The 17,390-nt window shown below is 52.6% G+C and carries 16 protein-coding genes; 8 read left to right on the top strand and 8 right to left on the bottom strand.

The window, feature by feature from the left end; all coding sequences use genetic code 11:
- Complete coding sequence (locus HNQ92_RS26510; RefSeq protein WP_184179195.1) at window positions 1–687, top strand: hypothetical protein; 687 nt, start codon at window positions 1–3, stop codon at window positions 685–687.
- Window positions 688–722: 35 nt separating this feature from the next.
- Here HNQ92_RS26510 and HNQ92_RS26505 read toward each other — a convergent pair whose 3' ends face one another.
- Window positions 723–1,619 (bottom strand): pirin family protein, encoded by an 897-nt coding sequence (locus HNQ92_RS26505; RefSeq protein WP_184179192.1) that lies wholly within the window; start codon window positions 1,617–1,619, stop codon window positions 723–725.
- Between the two features lie 230 nt (window positions 1,620–1,849).
- Here HNQ92_RS26505 and HNQ92_RS26500 point away from each other — a divergent pair, with 230 nt between their 5' ends.
- From HNQ92_RS26500 to HNQ92_RS26490, 3 genes are all read left to right on the top strand, one after another.
- Window positions 1,850–2,419 (top strand): pyridoxamine 5'-phosphate oxidase family protein, encoded by a 570-nt coding sequence (locus HNQ92_RS26500; RefSeq protein ID WP_184179190.1) that lies wholly within the window; start codon window positions 1,850–1,852, stop codon window positions 2,417–2,419.
- A 91-nt stretch (window positions 2,420–2,510) separates the two neighbouring features.
- Entirely contained in the window at window positions 2,511–3,167 is a 657-nt protein-coding gene (locus tag HNQ92_RS26495) for an SRPBCC family protein (protein WP_184179188.1), read from the top strand.
- Window positions 3,168–3,315: 148 nt separating this feature from the next.
- Window positions 3,316–4,923 (top strand): TlpA family protein disulfide reductase, encoded by a 1,608-nt coding sequence (locus tag HNQ92_RS26490; RefSeq protein WP_184179186.1) that lies wholly within the window; start codon window positions 3,316–3,318, stop codon window positions 4,921–4,923.
- A gap of 587 nt (window positions 4,924–5,510) precedes the next feature.
- On the opposite strand, the gene HNQ92_RS29010 is transcribed toward HNQ92_RS26490, so the two are convergent.
- The 5 genes from HNQ92_RS29010 to HNQ92_RS26470 form a co-directional block, all read right to left on the bottom strand.
- Window positions 5,511–7,769, bottom strand: coding sequence for a CheR family methyltransferase (locus tag HNQ92_RS29010; RefSeq protein WP_343063051.1), 2,259 nt, complete (start codon window positions 7,767–7,769; stop codon window positions 5,511–5,513).
- The gene (locus HNQ92_RS29005) at window positions 7,715–8,878 is read right to left on the bottom strand and encodes a chemotaxis protein CheB (RefSeq protein ID WP_221307551.1); all 1,164 of its coding nucleotides are present in this window, start codon (window positions 8,876–8,878) and stop codon (window positions 7,715–7,717) included. Before HNQ92_RS29005 ends, HNQ92_RS29010 begins: the two co-directional genes overlap by 55 nt.
- Before the next feature lie 7 nt (window positions 8,879–8,885).
- A complete protein-coding gene (locus HNQ92_RS26480) occupies window positions 8,886–9,341 on the bottom strand; it encodes a response regulator (RefSeq protein ID WP_184179184.1) in 456 nt (151 codons plus the stop codon).
- A gap of 307 nt (window positions 9,342–9,648) precedes the next feature.
- The gene (gene tesB, locus HNQ92_RS26475) at window positions 9,649–10,503 is read right to left on the bottom strand and encodes an acyl-CoA thioesterase II (RefSeq protein WP_184179182.1); all 855 of its coding nucleotides are present in this window, start codon (window positions 10,501–10,503) and stop codon (window positions 9,649–9,651) included.
- A gap of 631 nt (window positions 10,504–11,134) precedes the next feature.
- Entirely contained in the window at window positions 11,135–13,225 is a 2,091-nt protein-coding gene (locus tag HNQ92_RS26470; RefSeq protein ID WP_246440893.1) for an alginate lyase family protein, read from the bottom strand.
- A 400-nt stretch (window positions 13,226–13,625) separates the two neighbouring features.
- Here HNQ92_RS26470 and HNQ92_RS26465 point away from each other — a divergent pair, with 400 nt between their 5' ends.
- Both HNQ92_RS26465 and HNQ92_RS26460 read left to right on the top strand, forming a co-directional pair.
- Complete coding sequence (locus tag HNQ92_RS26465) at window positions 13,626–14,597, top strand: 3-keto-disaccharide hydrolase (protein ID WP_184179180.1); 972 nt, start codon at window positions 13,626–13,628, stop codon at window positions 14,595–14,597.
- Window positions 14,598–14,695: 98 nt separating this feature from the next.
- A complete protein-coding gene (locus tag HNQ92_RS26460) occupies window positions 14,696–15,151 on the top strand; it encodes a hypothetical protein (protein ID WP_184179178.1) in 456 nt (151 codons plus the stop codon).
- A 91-nt stretch (window positions 15,152–15,242) separates the two neighbouring features.
- Here HNQ92_RS26460 and uvsE read toward each other — a convergent pair whose 3' ends face one another.
- Window positions 15,243–16,157 carry a UV DNA damage repair endonuclease UvsE gene (gene uvsE / locus HNQ92_RS26455; RefSeq protein ID WP_184179176.1) on the bottom strand — a complete coding sequence of 305 codons (915 nt, stop codon included), beginning with the start codon at window positions 16,155–16,157 and terminating at the stop codon, window positions 15,243–15,245.
- A 299-nt stretch (window positions 16,158–16,456) separates the two neighbouring features.
- On the opposite strand from uvsE, the gene HNQ92_RS26450 reads away from it, so the two are divergent.
- Both HNQ92_RS26450 and HNQ92_RS26445 read left to right on the top strand, forming a co-directional pair.
- The gene (locus HNQ92_RS26450; protein WP_184179174.1) at window positions 16,457–16,819 is read left to right on the top strand and encodes a hypothetical protein; all 363 of its coding nucleotides are present in this window, start codon (window positions 16,457–16,459) and stop codon (window positions 16,817–16,819) included.
- Between the two features lie 102 nt (window positions 16,820–16,921).
- Complete coding sequence (locus tag HNQ92_RS26445; protein WP_184179172.1) at window positions 16,922–17,134, top strand: hypervirulence associated TUDOR domain-containing protein; 213 nt, start codon at window positions 16,922–16,924, stop codon at window positions 17,132–17,134.
- 33 nt (window positions 17,135–17,167) lie between these two features.
- Here the strand turns inward: HNQ92_RS26445 and HNQ92_RS26440 are convergent, their stop codons facing one another.
- Window positions 17,168–17,383 (bottom strand): hypothetical protein, encoded by a 216-nt coding sequence (locus HNQ92_RS26440; RefSeq protein ID WP_184179170.1) that lies wholly within the window; start codon window positions 17,381–17,383, stop codon window positions 17,168–17,170.
- Window positions 17,384–17,390: the final 7 nt, after the last annotated feature.

Genomic DNA, 17,390 nt, shown 5'->3' with positions numbered 1-17,390 from the left:
ATGAGACACAACTACCCATTTTTGACGATCATGCTGCTGACAAGTACCCTTGGCTATGCCCAGCAGCAATCCAAGGTGCGGGCGGCACTGGATGTGGGCACCGGATTTAGCCGCACGCAGGGGGTACCTTCGGTGGCTTACTCCGAAGAGGTAAGTATGCACAGGGCACCCTGGCTTCATCTGGGGCTGGGCCTGCGCGCCTGGGGCTTTTATGGGGGCGAAGTTACCTTGCTTTCTGCTCGCTCAAGTACGCCCAAAGACACCCTCTACTACAGACGCCAGTCGGCGCAGGGGCTAAGCCTGATGGCGGGCGCAAGCCTGCGATTGGGTCCCATTGACCTGGGTTTGCATACCGATCTGGTGGGGGTGTCGTGGGGACGGAAGCGAGATGCCTTTTACCAGAAAAGTACCCCTACACCCGGTGAGGGAGCGGCCTACTATCAGGGGTTAGTCCCCAGCAGGCCGGTCATGCTAAGTACCCTACCGCTGGCGTGGCCGGGCAGCAGCGGCCAGTCGGAGATTTACGCGCGGCTGTGGGTATCCAGAGCCGTAGGCGTAAAAGTAGCCTACCTCTACGGCCGTCAGGCCTACCGAACCAAAGTACCCCTCGACAACTGGCAAAGGAATTTCTCGACGACCTACGCCCTCCCCTACCTGGCGGTTAGCTTCGCGCTGTCGGATCGGTAGCCAGTTTTTTTGAAGAATTGATAGCCTTCAGGAAACTATAGTTTTTGCCGCAAGCCGGGAGGGGTTCCGGGAAGTGGCACGGGGTCGGATTCGCCTTCGATGGTGGGAAAACGTTGGTTTTGCCAATCGGCTTTGGCTTTTTCGATCGTCTGTAGGTCGCTGGCCACGAAGTTCCAGTAAATGTACCTTTCTTCCGCAAAAGGCTCTCCCCCAAAGAGGTACACCGTACTACCCGCCTCCATTACAAAGGCACACAGCTGGGTATGCTTGGTTACCAGAATCCGCTTAGGCTCGTGCCAGGTACCTTCGCACTGCACCGCTCCTTCCAGAATGTACATACCTACTTCGCCAAAAAGATCAGCGCCGATGTCGATCCGTTGCCGGACGTTGGAGGTTATTTCCAGTAAGAAAAGTGGGCTGTACACCGGAATCGGCGACTCATGCCCCCGGAACGTACCGGCCAGCAACTTGTAGGCAACGTCGTTTTGTTCCCAGGCAGGTAGTTCGGAGGCCTCCGCGTGGTAAAAAGCCGGATCCATGTTTTCAAGCGCCTTGGGTAGGGCCACCCAAATTTGTAGGCCGTGTAGGTTTTTGGAAGTACCCCGGAGGCGCTCGGGCGTACGCTCCGAATGCACCACGCCTTTTCCGGCGGTCATCCAGTTTACCTGGCCGGGCATGATTTCCACTTCCGTTCCCAGCGAGTCGCGGTGCAGTACGGCGCCTTCGAAGAGGTACGTCAGCGTAGAAAGCCCAATGTGCGGGTGCGGTCCGATGTCGACGTTGTCGGTGGCATCCATGGCGACGGGACCCATGTGGTCAATGAAAATAAAGGGGCCTACCATTCTTTTTCCTTTGAAGGGAAGCAAACGGCCTACGAGGAAATTGCCAATATCGGCGGGCCGCTCCTCAATGATCATGGTCAGGTTGGACATATCGGGTGTTGAGTTTGTAGTTTGTAGGTACCTCTCTTTTGTGGCTTCTGCTTTAGCTACTGCAATATACGTCGTCCCAGCCGGGAGCACAACCTTGTGCGGCTAGCGAAGGTCATTTTGCCGCGTTTTATACAAGTACCTGTTTGATAATTTGCTACATTCGTGCTAGTCTGGCAGGCTATACACGCGCTAGACGTGTTTTATTCAAGATCCATCCTCTTCCATTAGCTATGGGTAAATTTCACGATTTCATCAAACCCGCCCACCGGGAGTTTATTGAAAAGCAGCACATCTTCTTCGTCAGTACGGCCCCGCTCAGCGCCGACGGACACGTCAACCTCTCGCCCAAGGGCCTGGATTGCTTTCGGGTACTTTCGGAGAGCCAGGTGGGGTACATGGACCTGGTGAGTAGCGGCAACGAAACCTCCGCCCACACGCTCGAAAACGGCCGTATCACCTTCATGTTTTGCTCCTTTGAAGGCGCCCCCAACATCCTGCGGCTCTACGGCCAAGGGCGCACGGTACTGCCCGGCACGGCGGATTGGGACCACTACGCGCCGCTTTTTACGATCTACCCCAGTACCCGCCAGCTCATCCTGGCCGACATCGAGCTGGTACAAACCTCCTGCGGCTTTGGGGTACCGCTTTTTGAGTACGTCGGTGAGCGGGATATTCACTTCGACTGGGCCGAAAAAAAGGGGGAAACCGGGCTGGCTCAGTATGTAAAACAGAACAACCTCACCAGCCTCGACGGCCTGCCCACTCCGCTGGGCCTGACCAAGCAAACTACCCATTCCTAAGCTTATCGAAGGTTTTTTATAAGTAGTTTATGCCAAAAATACCCTTTCTTCGTTAGAGATTCAGGTACCATTCGCAGCACAGCTCCCATCCATGACTTTTACTAAACGCTCCGGAAACACCCCCACCGTCGATTTTGAACGCATTCCTCAGAAAACCATCCAGGCCTACCTCCAGGAACGGAATCTGTGCCAAGTCAAGGATTTCAAGAAGCTGAAAGCAACCAACTACAATCCGGCCTCCGCCGACCACTACTACGAGCACAGCCGTACGTTTCGGGTGGAGCAGCCGCTGGAGCAGGTGTGGCGTACCTACCTGAGCATCCCCCCGCGCGACACCTGGCGCAGTCCGATGGTGTCGTTTGGCTGCCAGTATTGCCAGCAGGAACAGGAGCTCACCTACCTCGAAGACGATTACGACGGCCTTAAAACCGGGCAAATCATTTTTCTGAATATTAGTCTATTCTGGGGGCTGGTTAACATTGCGGTGGCGCACAAAATTACGGCCATCAACGAGGCCGAGAAGTACATTGAGTTTTCGTACATCGAAGGCGGCAAGACCGAAGGCAGCCAGCGGCTTTCGTTCCGGACCGCCGCTGAGGGCGCTACGGAGGTAGTTCACCGGACGCTCTACAAGGGTAGCTGCCCCTCGCTCATCCGTGAAAAGTACCTGTATCCCTTCCTGCACGGCCGCGTGATCGCTTCTTTTCACAAGAACGTGGCGCAGAAAATCACCGCCGTTCCGGCTTGATGAGGGGAAGACAGGGCAAACAGAAAATTGTTTAGGGTACCTAAGCGGCACAGCAGCGCAGAGGAAAACGGGTAGCGGGATCGCGTTAGGGTATAGCTAGTTAATAAATCGCGCATACGTATGAATCCATTCCATAGCCAACTTCCCCATGACAAAAATCCTCGCCCTCTCCCTTTCCGGCTTGAGCAGCCTGCTCGCGCTTACTTTATTGCTCAGCTGCGGTAAGCCTTCGTCCCAAGACAAAACCACGGCTGAAGCCCCTCCTGAAAGTACCCCTCAAAACACAGAGCCGGGCGTTGTGCATATTCAGTTTGTTGATAAGCCCGTCTTCAACAGTGCGCTGAATACAAAAACCAAGCGAAATACGGGAAGGCTTGAGTATGTTGTCTTTTATGACGGCTTTGAACGCGAAGGCTATTGGTTTGATGAAATAGCGAAAAATAAAGCGGCGGCTTATACCACTTCGTCAGATCGGGCCATACTCAGAAGGTACCTGAGCTATTTTGAGTTCCAAGACTTTTTGGTCCATAAGGGTGATTCCCTGGTGATGAGCTTCGACCCCGCTAAACCCGTCGTCATCAAGCATGCAGCGGGTACCTACGCGCCCCACGATCTAAACGTCGAAGCCATCATCAACCAAAAGTACCCGGGCGCTTACCTGACCGCGGGCATGGCGGATGATACCCGTATGACAGCTTTCAAGTATTTCTTTGATGATCCAAAAGAGAGCGAAAGGCAAAGCGCCAGGAAAGGCTATGAAAAAGGCTTATACCTCGAAACCCTTGAAAATCAAATGGGGAGCGACCTTCTTCCTTCGGCGAACGATCTGAAAAGGAACAGCCAGCAGGTACTCGATTCACTACATGCCCATAAACACATTTCGGACGACGTCTATCGTTTTTATCAGCAAAAGTACGCCCATTTGCCTCTCAAACTAGCCATCATGTCGGGCTCGATGGATTCTACCCAGGCGGCCCGCGCGCTTACGGGTAGCTTCAAAAACCTGCGTTTTCAGGATACCTATTTTAACCAATGCCTGGATCATTTTGAGAAAAAATACATCACCTCGCGGGCCCAATGGACCGTAGCGAATCACTATTATTTCCGAGATCCGAAGGAAAGCTTCTCGCTGGCCCAACACTCTTCCCTACTGAGTCCGGCGGTGAAAGATCAGTTGCTCTTTCTCAGCCTGGGTAAAATTGACAACTTCTTTCCGGACGAAACGGATACCTACTTAAAGGCATTTGTCAATTCCGTGACGGATGCCCGTCTCATTCAGCAAGCCCAGGCCAAATACGAGCGGGATAAATTGCTGAATACCACCCCTTCGGATCTCCATTTGATGGCCTTCAACCGGGAGCAATTCACCATTGAAGAGGTGCTGGAACAGAAAAAAGGCAAAGTGGTTTACCTGGATTTTTGGGCCAGCTGGTGTGCCCCCTGTATTGAAGAAATGAAGTACTCCAAAAGCATCTTGCAAGACTATGAGCATAAAAACCTGGAGGTCGTGTTTTTTTCGCTCGACGATAACTATATGAAGTGGAGTAAGGCCGCCGAGCGCTTAGAAATTAACCTTACCGAGAACAGTTTCAAAATCCTAAAGCCCGAGGGTTCAAAGTTCATTCAGGAACATAAGCTCGGCTCCATTCCGCGTTACATGGTGGTGGGTAAAGACGGCAAAATCATCAACGCCAACGCCCCCCGCCCCAGCGATCCCAAAATCAGGAAAGTACTCGATGCGTTGGTCGCGGAGTAGCCCGGCGGCTTTTATGCTCTCCTTGTTTTTAAGCCATCAAGAGCTATGCTAGTAGCAGGTACTTTATGATTAAAAAAGCTGCGCTATGACTTTCATGGGGAGAACCCTTTTGCCGCTATCTGGTAATAAAGTAAAGCCATATTTGCCATAAAACTTGACCGCACTTTCACTAATAGGATCCACAACAACGGCCATAGAACCAACCCCTTGGGTAGAAATAGTGTAGCTACGCCGTAATGCGTCCTAAAGAAGATATTCACCAAATAGTCTGACATGTTTTGTATGATCCGTCCTAACCATGTTTGAGGCTCATGCATGGCTTGCTTATCAAAAAATACAAGAGGTGGCAAGTCATTCCTATGTGGTTGCCAGACACCAAAATAATTACTACCGCGCCAGGGTAAAACTAGCTCTTCCCTGGCTTGGCGGAAGACAGTATGAAGGCGAGGTACCAAGCTATGCGCCGATCTGAGACTTTTCGGGGTAGGCAGCAGTCGCATTGATCATCTAATAGGGTAAAGCCGTTCAGCCCGAAGTTGACTTGGTTCAATTCCCTCATAGGCGGATGGGGCGAGGGTTGAGCAACGCTACGCCGGAATATAAATATCAAACCTGGCACCTTTGCCCGGCTCGCTGGTGGCCGTTATCAGGCCTTGGTGATTCTCCACGACTTTTTTTACTATGGCCAGGCCAATGCCGGTGCCTTTGTAGTGGCTCCTGCCGTGTAGGCGTTGAAATACGGCAAATATTTTTTCGCTGTACTGGGGGGCAAAGCCAATGCCATTGTCCTCGACCAGGATGTGACAGTATGTTTTTTCGGGTGAAAGCGTTGAGTTCGGGAGTTGGCTGCCTGGTACCATCCGGCTCTTGAGTATGATGTGGGGCGGGACCTCCGGATTGGAAAATTTAAGTGCGTTACCAATCAGATTGTGAAGGAGTTGGCGAAACTGAAACTCGATAATGGGGGCAGAGCCGAGTTCTGTGGCGTCCAGGGTGGCCCGTTTTTCGGCCATGGTGTCACTCAGCTCACCGGCGACCTCCTCCACAAGTAGGCGGAGGTCGGTGCTCTCCACGATTCGTTCGGCGGCATTCAGATGGGAAAAAGCCAGCAAATCATGGATGAGTTGCTGCATTCGTTGGGCGGCTTTCTGCATACGCTGGAAAGAATCTTTGCCACGCTCGGTCAAGGTCTCCTTTTCCAGGATGCGACCCGACAGGGCTTGTATTTTGCGCAGCGGTTCCTGTAAGTCATGACTCGATACGTACGTGAAGGCTTCCAATTCTTTATTCTTCTGTTGAAGCTCTCCGTTTTTATCGGCCAGCGTTTGATTAGCTTGCTGCAATTCGTGCGTCCGTTCGGCGACGGCTTTTTCCAAGGTTTTCTGGTGGGTTTTCTGCTGATCAATCTCCGTGTTGGTGCCAATCCACAGGCTGATGGCACCGGTTGCATCCTTTTGCGCCAAACCCCGGCTGAGGTGCCACTTATAGTGCCCTTCCGCATTTAAAAACCGGTGCTCCATCTCAAAGTCAGCCCCAGTGTCAATGGATTGCTGCCAGCGGTTTTTAGTTTCTTCCCAATCTTCGGGATGAATGATTTGCTTCCATCCCCAGTCTTTTAAATCCTTAAAGTGAAGTCCCGTGTAGGCCAGCCAGGTTTGATTATAATAATCAATATTGCCGCCTGGATCGGCAGTCCAAACTTTTTGCGGCATGGCATCGGCAATGAATTGAAACCGTTTGTTCGCCTGCCCTTCGGCATCCCGTGCGGAGATTAGCTGCTCATTGAGGCTAATCATTTCCTGGTTGACAATCGTCAGCTCCTCATAGGTACTTTGTAGTTCTTCCTTACCCGTTTCTAATTCTTCATTCAGGCTCTGCAACTCTTCGTTGCCGCTCAACAGCTCTTCGTTGGCACTTTGCAGCGCTTCATTAGCGGCTTCCTGGTCCTGGGTAATGCCGCGCATATCGTCACGGGCCTGGGCCAGCTCCTGCTCCAACTGGTGGATGCGCCGGTCCTTTACGTCCTGGTTGGCGCTTGAATCTTTTTTTTTCGCCTGCCCTCCTTTCGGCGGCACGGATCGCCGATGACCGATGGTATCCGTTTCGTGAAACAGCACTAAATAATGGGGATCGACGGTAGTCGGCAGCGGGATTGCTTCAATCGAAATGCTGCGCGACACATTATCCAACTGAAGGGGAATATTTTCTTTACTGACGGCCACCTGCCCTTTTTGCGCTTTATGCAACAGGTTGCGTAGCTCAAAGGTCAACCCGTATTTCGCCAGCAATAACAAATTATGGGTGGGCTTGCCGGTCGATTGCTCCAAATACCGGCTGGTGTTGCCCCGAAAATAGACAATGTCCAGGGCCTCATCGACGACCACACCGGCGGGGGTGTATCGGGCCAAAATAAGGTCATCTGCCGTTTTTTGAAAGTCGGTACGCCCAATTTCAAGTTTCGGATTTTCGTTCGCCCGGCTCAGGCTGGTTTCACTTTGTCCGCTGGCGAGGTGCGCCGAGCGACCAGGCCCCTCTTTACGGGAAAATAATTTATCGCTCCTGGCCACTGAGGCAAACAGGTCGGGAACCAGACTGATGGTTTCGGTCTTACCCAACAATAAAAACCCGTTGGGCTTTAAGGCATAATGAAAGGTCGTGAGCGCTTTCTTTTGCAGGTAGGGCTCCATGTAAATCAGCACATTGCGGCAACTGATAAAATCGAGCCTGCCGAAGGGAGGATCTTTTAAAAAATTGTGCGGGGCAAAGACACACATGTCCCGCACGTCCTTATTTACCTGATACGTATCCTTGGTTTTTGTAAAGAACTCCTGTAGTCGTTGGGGGATACCGTATCCACTTCGGCCTTGGTATACAGGCCCAGGCGTGCTTTGGCAATGGCGGGAGCGCTCAGATCGCTGGCAAAGATTTGGACTCGTTCTGGCTTACCGCCCAGAAATTCCTTGAAGCATATTGCAATGGAGTAGGCTTCCTGGCCGGTGCTGCAGCCCGCCACCCAGATGCGGATGGCTTCACCGGCGGTTTTGTTGACCAGGTGCGGAAAAACAGACTCGCTCAGATGATCAAATACGGGATGGTCACGGAAGAAGTCCGTCACGGGAATGAGTAAATCCTGATAGAGGCTATCCTGCTCTGGTTTATTGTCCCGTAGATACTTCAGGTAGTCGGCCGGCGCTTCGTTTTTGTGAATGGCCATCCGGCGCAGAATACGCCTGCGGATGGTGGTTTGTTTGTAATAGGTAAAATCGGTCCCCCGGCGGATCCGCAGGAGCGCCAGAATTTGCTTAAATGCCTCATTATCCGCCATCGGGGTGGCGGATTCATTTCCCGCATTTCCATGGATGAGGTTGGTGAGGGCCAACACTTTTGGGGGTATTTCTTCGGGCGGTAAGACGAAGTCAACTACCCCGGCCTGGGCAGCACTTTGGGGCATACCGGCATGAGCTGCCGAGGCTTCGTCCTGGGCAAAGGTGATCCCTCCGTACTCTTTGATGGCTTTTAGTCCCTGGGTACCATCGTTACCGGTGCCCGATAAAACCACCCCGATGGCATTACTTTGGTGAATCTCGGCCAAAGAAGTAAAAAAAAGGTCGATGGGCAGGTTCAGTTTGCCTTTTTTGGTAGGGCGGGGACTCAGTTGCAGTACGCCGTCATTGGCCACCAGCATTTTGTTGCTGGGCAAGATGTAAATATGGTCCGGCTCCACTTTTATCTCGTCCGCTATTTCCAATACCGGAATGGAAGTAACCTTTTGCAGTAGTTCGGGCAGATGACTTTCGTGCGTGGGAGCCAAATGCTGCACCAGCACATAGGCCATTCCTGACTTTTCGGGAATGGCTTTCAGTAATTTCCGAAAGGCTTCCAAGCCGCCTGCCGATGCCCCAATACCCACCACAGGAAATGTGTTGGTAGAAAGAATTTTCCCGGCCACTTCCATCGTGGTATCAGTTTAAAGTACCGTTGAGAACAAATCCTTCTTTGGGCGGTTGCTGCCCGTTGGCTGACGCCAGTAGGGTAAGTACCTGGTGGATGAGTTGTTTGAGACGGAAAAAATCGGTCGGCTTACGCATACAGTAGTGCGCTCCGTTTTTGTACAGTAGATTGGCCATCGCTGGCTCAAAATAAGTAGAGAGTATAACAACCGGAAGGTGCTCTAGCTTTAGGTCGCGCTTCAGTTCAACCAAGCATTCGGCACCGCCCTTACGGGGCATATTCAGGTCAAGGAAAAGCACGTCGGGAAGCGGCTCGGCCGGCCGGCTGAGCCATTGTATGAGTTGCTCGCCGTCCTGCACGACCTCAAGCCGGGCGGTTATGGGTAGGTCGTCTAAGGCCTCCTTAAAAAAATGGACATCGTCGTCGTCATCATCAGCCAATAAAAGATACCAGTGCTCACTTGCCATAGTCTGAAATTAGATCGATACTGATTCATGGGAACAAAAAGCGAAATAGCATCCGTACTAATCCATTGTTTTATAAAAGCACTAGCCTTTCATCAGTGTAAGGTAGTTATATTCTATCTCATTCTATCAAGTATCTTGATATTTAGTTCTCTGACCCTTTTGCATTTACTTTACAAACAGACTTATACCAGCGTCTCTCTTACCGCTACCCGACTTGGCCGTAGACCGTGCCGAGTACCCGGGCCAGCGTATTACCCTGCACGGCCACGTGACGGCCTCACCACAACGCTGCCCTCCCCAGCAGTACCTAGTCACGCGGGCGGATCAGGCCCTCCTGCACGACGGAAGCGACCAGGCGGCCGTCCTGCGTGAAGATGTTGCCGCGCGTGAAGCCGCGGGCGTTGGAGGCGCTGGGGCTGTCGAGGGCGTAGAGGAGCCATTCGTCCACCCGAAACTCCCGGTGAAACCACATGGCGTGGTCGAGACTGGCCAGGAAGAGCTCCGTGGGACGTACTTTGTCAAAGTGCGGTAGCGTGGCCGTGGTAAGCAGGTTGTAGTCAGAGGCGTAGGCCAGGATGATCTGGTGCAGACGGAGGTCGTCGGGTAGCGCACCGTTGGATTTGAGCCACACGTGCCGAAAGGGCGGGTTTTTGCGTAGGAGCGTGGGGTTTATTTTTTCGACGGGCCGAAACTCCATGGGCCGCGGAAAGGCCAGGGTACGGTACACGTCGGGCGCGGTTTCCTTAAAGGCCTCCGCCAGCTTCTCGTCCGACACCAGGACGTCGGGCGGGGGTACATTGGGCATACTGATCTGGTGGTCGAGCCCCTCCTGCACCGACTGAAACGAGGCGCTCATGCTAAAAATAGGCTTGCCCTTCTGGATGGCCACCACGCGGCGGGTCGTGAAACTACCTCCGTCCCGGATGCGGTCTACGTCGTAGATGATGGGGTGGTTGATGTCGCCCGCCAGGATGAAGTAGGCGTGCATGGAGTGGGCAAAGCGCCCTTCGGGTACCGTTTGGTAGCAGGCTTGCAGCGCCTGGGCCAGTACCTGCCCGCCAAACACCCGCTTCCAGGGGGCCAGGTAGTTGTCGCCCCGAAAAATATTCTCCTCTATTTTCTCCAGATTCAGCAAATCCAGCAGCTCTTCGGCGGTAGTCATAGGTCTATGGTTTTTCGCAAAGATAGGGAGTCGGCGGGTTTTCTGGTCCGGATGCCCGCTCACAGACCGGGCACAAAAAAAGAGAGCTCCGATAGTCAGAGCCCCTTTAAATCAATCAACCTATGATGAAAATCTTTGGATCGCGCGTGCGAAACCATATTTTTACTTACGAAAAACCTACTTTGGGTTCATGAGGTACTTTTATAATCTCTCTTCCACCGTGACTACCTCATTATTACACTACTAGACCAGAAAAGGGGGGCAAAACCCTTACGCACCAACTAAAAAAATTACAATAAATTTTTACCACACTTAGTTTCAGGTAGTTACTTTTCGCCACTTAGCTTCCAAAACCCACCCAAACCATACTTTCTTTTCTAGCGGGGGTACTTTGATGGATTTTTAGCTAGTCTTACCAAAGATATTTTTGCGATACCCTTTATATCCTTACGTTCATTTTTCCTAAAAGTACTACTGGAACTGGTTGTACTTTGAATAAAAAATGACAATACTGGCTTTGCTCCGCCCAAAAGTACCTTGAGCCGGGGTGCTGTATCAGGTACTTTCCGGGTTGGGTACCGCGCCGTCGAGCAGGTATTTGGGCGCGGCGGGGGTATTTGCATCCGGAAGATCACTTCTCCATCCCCACTTTCCTGCTATCGCTATAAGGTACTTTCATCTTCCACGTCCTACCCTCGGCCGTAACTTCCACCCGTACTTCTTCCTCATTTTCGCTTAAAATCCTGGCTTTTACGGCGGGCGTTTTGCCTGCGGAGGGGAAGAGCAGCCAGACAAAAGTCTGGTCGCGGGCAACGTTGGCACTGTAAATGGTGGCCGTATTGGGCATGTACACGTTGTATTCCGGACTGTACCAACCCTGGATTTCGGGCTGTTCCTGCCCTTTGACAAAACGAATATCCATTCGGGGAATATCCATTCCAGAGGTACCTACCGGAATGATCGCCAGGTTGCCCTGGGTATTATTCGTCTTGATCGTATTTCCGTCTTGGGTCACGGTGCAGTCGGGATGCCAGTGCCACAGGGTTTCTATTTTCCGGGGCCGGTCGGTTTGGATGCGGTCCACTACGACCCAAAACTTGCCGCGTACGTAGAGTAGCGCGCGCGTATGGCGGGCGGTACCTTCCGTATTTTTGAAGTCGGCAAACTCGTTGGTGGCGTAGTCAAATTCGGGGGTGATTTTGATATGGGTATCGTTCAGGGGTACCTTGGCCAGGGTTGGTCCGGGTTTTTGTCCTTGCCCATCGACCAAAACCAGGTTATGCCCGGCGCTGCTGGCCGCGTAGGGATGGAATTTTTCGGCGATTTCACCGGTATACGCAAAACGCCCCGCATCCACCAGCAAATCGCGTCCGTAGGCCGACACCGAAATATGCAGCTTGTCATTGTGCTGATGTCCACTTCCCCAGGGGCCAATGTCAAAAAACGACCACTGCGCGCGGGCATCGTACCCAGAGCGGGAAATCAACTGGCCCGCCCACGGAAAAAAGTACGACGGCCCCTGCGCGGGTTTGGTACCTTGCTGCCCGTTGGAAGCCAGGTAGGCCCACTCGGGTTTGTTATACTTTTCGGCCGCTCTCAGGAGCAATTCCCGGTCGCTACCCCGATCCCCGTCGTTGTTCAGGATACGGTACCCGTCGGGGCGAATGGCCCGGGCAATGTAGTCGTACATGCTCACGATGGTTTGATTGAAGAAGTCGGGCAATGGACGCTTGGCCCGGTCGCAGATGTCTTTAAAAAGCGCAAAATTAGCCAGCGCCACGTTGTGGTAGTGCGAGGTGAGTTCGGTCTGGATGCCATCGGGATATACCTGGCCCTTCATACTTTCGGTCATGGCGTCGATGGCGTAGGTGAGCCATTCGTCGGCCTGCTTGTATTCCGGGAAATTGGTAGCCGCCGTAGCCAGCGCCGATATTTCCATTGTGAGCCAGTTGTTTCCGGCGTGAAAGTACCGGTTGTAATGGGCGTGGTCGGGCAGACTGCTCAGCATCAGCAGCTGCGTGGCCGGCGAAAAGTACGGACTACCAACCAGCCCGTAGAATATCCGCGACCATACCTTCACCCGCGCGGCTACTTCCAGTCCCCGCCAGACCGACGTAGTACTTTTCACCGCGGGATAGGGCCTGCTTTTGATAATAAAATCCCGCAAAAAGGCATCGATGTACCGGGCATATTTGGGGTTTCCGGTTTCCAGGTAGGCATTGTATACCTCTGATAGTTGCGAATGGCGGTTCGAGAGCCAAGCCCACTCTTTGTCATTATTCGGGCCTTTGTAGTACCAGTCGCGGTGGCCGTCGGGTAGTAGAGGTGGTACGCCCCGTACGTTCTGCACCACAAATACGTAGTTAAGGGTTGTGTCTGCCGCGGCCACGGTTTTGGTTGTAGCAGGCGGCAGGGCTTTGCGTAGGTAGGTAGCCGTGTTTCCGTTCTTGTAATAGGCCAGTAATGCTTGGCAAGCCTGCACCAAATCGCCCTTGGCTTGGGCTTGCTTCGCCTGTTCCAGGCCCGGCGCCTCCAGATTAAACTGGTCGAGCATCTTCTTCATCGTTTCCGGCATGTAGGTACAGATATCCTCCACGGTAGTCAGGTCCTGCCATTTTTTTTGGGCAAAAGCGTGGGTGGAAATAAGGACACAAACCAGCAGTAGCGATAGGAGTCGGGAAGGTGTCGGGAACCGCATGAACGTAAGGGTTTGAAAAGGCATGAATCAGGGTTTAGATAAGGTACGTAAAGATTGACGGGAGCCCCCAGGAGAAGTCGCTCCAATAAAAGCGCTTTGGCCGGAAGCCTACTGTGCCAGACGGTGGAGGAGGGCAGGATACCCTGAATCAGCCCTATCCATACGAAACAGAACTCGTGGGTAGGTACCTAAAAGCAAAAGGGGGTACTTTTCTCAGCCATCGCCCGGCACGCCCGAAACACACGACCGCTAGGTCGCCTAACAATCCCTTCTTTTACAGAAATTAAAGCCGGTCGGGCAAGTATAGAATGGATTGTGATGCGCTTTTTTGGGTAATCAACGGCTCAAATGACCGGGACGGAACCTACCTACCTTTCATTTCCTTTTTATGCCTACCTTAACATCTTTATCTCTAAAAAATAGCATGAACACCTTACGTCAAATCAAATCCCGCTCCTTTTTCCACTACTGCCTGGTACCAGCACTTACGGTCCTACTGGCTATGCAAGCCGGTAACCTGAAAGCCCGCCCCCTGGCCACCCCGCTGGAGGGAAGGTGGGACATCACCGTTGATATGGATGGAAAACCGGCCCCGTCGTGGCTGGAAGTGACGCACTCGGGTACGCGTACCCTGGTCGGTCGGTTTGTGTCGGTGTCGGGCAGCGCCCGGCCCATTTCGGAGGTACATTTCAAAGACGGTACGTTTAATTTCTCCATTCCCCCGCAATGGGAAAGCGGCGACGGACAGTTCTCGGTGCAGGGTACCGTCCAGGGCGATCAAATGAAAGGTACCCTCACCACCCCCAGCGGAAAAACCCACAACTGGACGGGCGTGCGGGCCCCGGCCCTGCGCCGTACCTCGGCGCCCAGCTGGGGAAAGCCCGTAAAACTCACGGAAGGTAACACGCTCAAAGGCTGGCACGCCTCCACCGCCACCAACCAGTGGACCATGCAGAATGGCGTGCTGAAAAGCGAGAAATCCGGCGCAAACCTGATTACGGATGAAAAATATGACGACTTCAAACTGCACGTGGAGTTTCGCATCCCCAAAGGCAGCAACAGCGGCGTGTACCTGCGCGGCCGTTACGAGGTGCAGGTGACGGATGGCAAAGGCCTGCAACCCTCCGTGGGTGAGCTCGGCGGCGTGTACGGTTTCATCGCTCCCAGCGAGATGGTCGCCAAGGAACCCGGCGAGTGGCAATCGTTCGACGTCACGCTCATTGGCCGGATGATCACCCTCGACGTCAACGGCCAACGCGTCATTACCAACCAGGAAATTCCCGGCATCACCGGCGGCGCGCTCGATAGTAACGAAGGCGAGCCCGGCCCGCTCTACATCCAGGGCGACCACGGCCCGGTGGAGTACCGGAATATCATCCTTACACCAGGGAAGTAGATTTGACCAAGTACCTAAACAAAGTACCTGTCTCCGCCCGAGGTAGGTACTTTATTTAGGTACTTGTAAAAAAAAAGCCTTCAAAAACCAGTTTTACCATGCATCGTACCGCTACCTGCGTTCTTTTACTACTACCCTGCCTCCTGTTTTCGTGCCATTCCAAACCCGATCAGCTTCCCCTGGAAGGTACCTGGGAATTGATTTCGGCCACGACTATGGAAAGGGACAGTACTTTTTCGACCTTCGATTCGACGCGTAGCATGATCAAGATCTTGAACAAAACCCACTTCGCTTTTCTGAATCACACTATCGATGCCAATACGGTGGCCCCCTATTCCGCCGGTGGCGGCAAATACACGTTGGTGGATTCCACTTATACGGAGCACCTGGACTACTTCTCGGATCCGGCCTGGGAAAACCACACCTTCTCGTTTACCGTCAACATCCAAAACGATACGCTCATTCAGAAAGGCGTCGAGAAAGTAGAGGCGCTGGGGATTGACCGGGTGATTATAGAAAAATATACGCGCGTAAAAACGGAACAAAAGCCATAAAGGTACCTGCGCAATTTCCGCCTACAGGTACCCCTTAGCGCCCATCCATGTACAGGTAGAATAGCCGGTTTACGTAAGCCCCAATGCAAAATCAAGGCGCTCCGCAAGCGGGAAATTCTTCAAGGTACCTCAGCGCCGCGCGTTCCTTGGCCTTGGCTTCCAACATAACGTCCACTTCCTGACCGTGCAGGTCGATGAATCGGTATACATAATCGGCGTGGGCTACCTCAGCGGCCAGCGGCTCCTCAAAAGTCCGGCGCGAACTCGAATAATGAACGATGGGCGGAACTCCCAGCGGCCAGGTAGCGGCGGCGGCAGTCATGGCTTCAGCTTCCGCCCAACCGCCCGGGTGCAGTTGATGATGATGGTAATCAAAGACCAACGGAATGCCGACGCGCCGGTGGATTTCCAATAAGTCCTTAGTTGAAAACAGATTGGGGCGATCATCGTTCTCTACCGTCAGTCGGAGACGGGCGGTATGGGGTAGTTGGGCGTAGTTTTCGCAAAAACGGTCGATGGCCGTCGCTTTGTCTCCGTAGGCCCCGCCTACGTGGATATTGATCTTGGCGAAGGGACTACGGGGCAAGCCAAGCAGGTCCATCACTTCGCCGTGTTGTCGTAGTTCCTTACTCGTTTTGCGCAGCACATCGGCACTTTTAGTAGCCAGCACGTTAAAGGGCCCGGGATGGTACGTCAGACGCAAATGGCTGGCCCTGGCCTTCTGCCCGATTCGGGAAAGTACCCCTTCTATTTCCAGGAAATCCGGCAAATCACCAAACTCGTATTCGCTCATCCAGGGAAACATATCGCTGCTCATGCGGTACAACAACAAACCGTTTTGCACGTTCCAGTCGGTAATCTTCTCCAGGTCCCTGACATTTTTTAGGGCCAATTCCGACGCATAGGTTACGCCTTTGGCCAAGAATGTTTTCTTGACCATTGAGCGATTGACGGAAATTTTACTTTCGCCCAAAGACAGATTGATGCAGGCGTAGCCAAGACGCATGGAATAGTGGGTTTATATTGGGTTTTAGACTCGCTGGAGATTTCCTTCAAAAATAAAAAAGTATGCCGCGCGCCCCGCCGGACTTATCAGGTCGCTTTCCGCTTACCTACATCCCACTAAGAATCTCGGAATGTTTGCGCACCTTCTTCAGTCTCGTGAAAATGATCCAAATCAAAGATACCGTTATTCATGAGGCAGGTAGATGTAAGGAAAACGGAAAGCTTGGCACGATGTTTATATTACAAAACAAATATAGTTTGTGCTGTTCTATAATATAAATAAAATATAAGCTAAAACGTATGAAAATCGCAGTAGAAAAAGGCCAGGAAAAAACGTTGCTCGCTGATGGTCGGCAACGCGTCACAATCACTGACATTGAGGAGGGCAGCAGCGAAAACAAGGGGATTCCTTTTTTTGCCGTACGATTCGAGAACGACGAAGGCTACGTTACCCACCGTTTTTACCAATCAGAGGCGGGTATGCCCGCCATTATTAGTCTGTTTGAGGAAGCCGGTATCGAGGTAAAAGCGGGGAGAGAATTAGACACGAAGCAACTGGTGGGAAAAGAAGTGACGATCGAAGTGGGAGAGCGTACCTACACCGATCCCGTCACGCATAATGAACGTACCCTAAAACAGGCGATTAATTTTTTAGCCAGCTAAAGGTTAAGTACCTTTTGTACCATTTCATCCCTGACCGATCCTCCGTCTAGAGGGTCGGTCAAACTTTTTTTGGGCAGCCAGGTTCTTACAAAAAACACGACGATGAGCTACCAGCAAGGCGACAAAGTGGAATGGCACTGGGGAAAAGGTACCGCTACGGGTATAGTGCAAGAGAAATTCACAAAGAAGGTGACGCGCACCATCAAAGGCAGCGAAATAACCCGCAATGCCACCGACGACGAACCAGCCTACCTCATTGAACAAGAAGACGGAGACGAGGTACTTAAATCGGAGTCAGAGCTGACCAAGAGGTAGGTACCTACCAGAGCAAATCCAATAAACACCCCTTCACTGGCACGCCAGCAGGTACTTGAGCCCGGCCAGGGCGATGGTTTCGTCGAAATCCTCCGGCTCGTAGACGCGCGCGCCGATGATTTCTGAGCGAAGTACCTCGTCCGGAAATAGTTTGGGGACCAGCCCCATTCTTTCCAGTAACGCGTCATTTCCAACCCGGAATTTCCGGGCATCTCCGGATAAGTGCTCGACAGTAACGAAGGTGACCACGGCTCAG

This window comes from Rhabdobacter roseus (assembly GCF_014202275.1).
GTDB classification, from domain to species: domain Bacteria; phylum Bacteroidota; class Bacteroidia; order Cytophagales; family Spirosomataceae; genus Rhabdobacter; species Rhabdobacter roseus.
This window is presented reverse-complemented; position numbering and strand designations above follow the sequence as displayed.

Bases quoted from the DNA above. Each gene is read 5' to 3' on its own strand.
- HNQ92_RS26510 (WP_184179195.1), top strand. From the start codon at position 1: ATGAGACACAACTACCCATTTTTGACGATCATGCTGCTGACAAGTACC.
- HNQ92_RS26500 (WP_184179190.1), top strand. From the start codon at position 1,850: ATGGGTAAATTTCACGATTTCATCAAACCCGCCCACCGGGAGTTTATT.
- HNQ92_RS29005 (WP_221307551.1), bottom strand. From the start codon at position 8,878: ATGGAAGTGGCCGGGAAAATTCTTTCTACCAACACATTTCCTGTGGTG.
- HNQ92_RS26470 (WP_246440893.1), bottom strand. From the start codon at position 13,225: ATGCCTTTTCAAACCCTTACGTTCATGCGGTTCCCGACACCTTCCCGA.
- HNQ92_RS26445 (WP_184179172.1), top strand. From the start codon at position 16,922: ATGAGCTACCAGCAAGGCGACAAAGTGGAATGGCACTGGGGAAAAGGT.
- HNQ92_RS26505 (WP_184179192.1), bottom strand. From the start codon at position 1,619: ATGTCCAACCTGACCATGATCATTGAGGAGCGGCCCGCCGATATTGGC.
- HNQ92_RS26495 (WP_184179188.1), top strand. From the start codon at position 2,511: ATGACTTTTACTAAACGCTCCGGAAACACCCCCACCGTCGATTTTGAA.
- HNQ92_RS26490 (WP_184179186.1), top strand. From the start codon at position 3,316: ATGACAAAAATCCTCGCCCTCTCCCTTTCCGGCTTGAGCAGCCTGCTC.
- HNQ92_RS26450 (WP_184179174.1), top strand. From the start codon at position 16,457: ATGAAAATCGCAGTAGAAAAAGGCCAGGAAAAAACGTTGCTCGCTGAT.
- HNQ92_RS26465 (WP_184179180.1), top strand. From the start codon at position 13,626: ATGAACACCTTACGTCAAATCAAATCCCGCTCCTTTTTCCACTACTGC.
- HNQ92_RS26460 (WP_184179178.1), top strand. From the start codon at position 14,696: ATGCATCGTACCGCTACCTGCGTTCTTTTACTACTACCCTGCCTCCTG.
- uvsE (WP_184179176.1), bottom strand. From the start codon at position 16,157: ATGCGTCTTGGCTACGCCTGCATCAATCTGTCTTTGGGCGAAAGTAAA.
- tesB (WP_184179182.1), bottom strand. From the start codon at position 10,503: ATGACTACCGCCGAAGAGCTGCTGGATTTGCTGAATCTGGAGAAAATA.
- HNQ92_RS26480 (WP_184179184.1), bottom strand. From the start codon at position 9,341: ATGGCAAGTGAGCACTGGTATCTTTTATTGGCTGATGATGACGACGAC.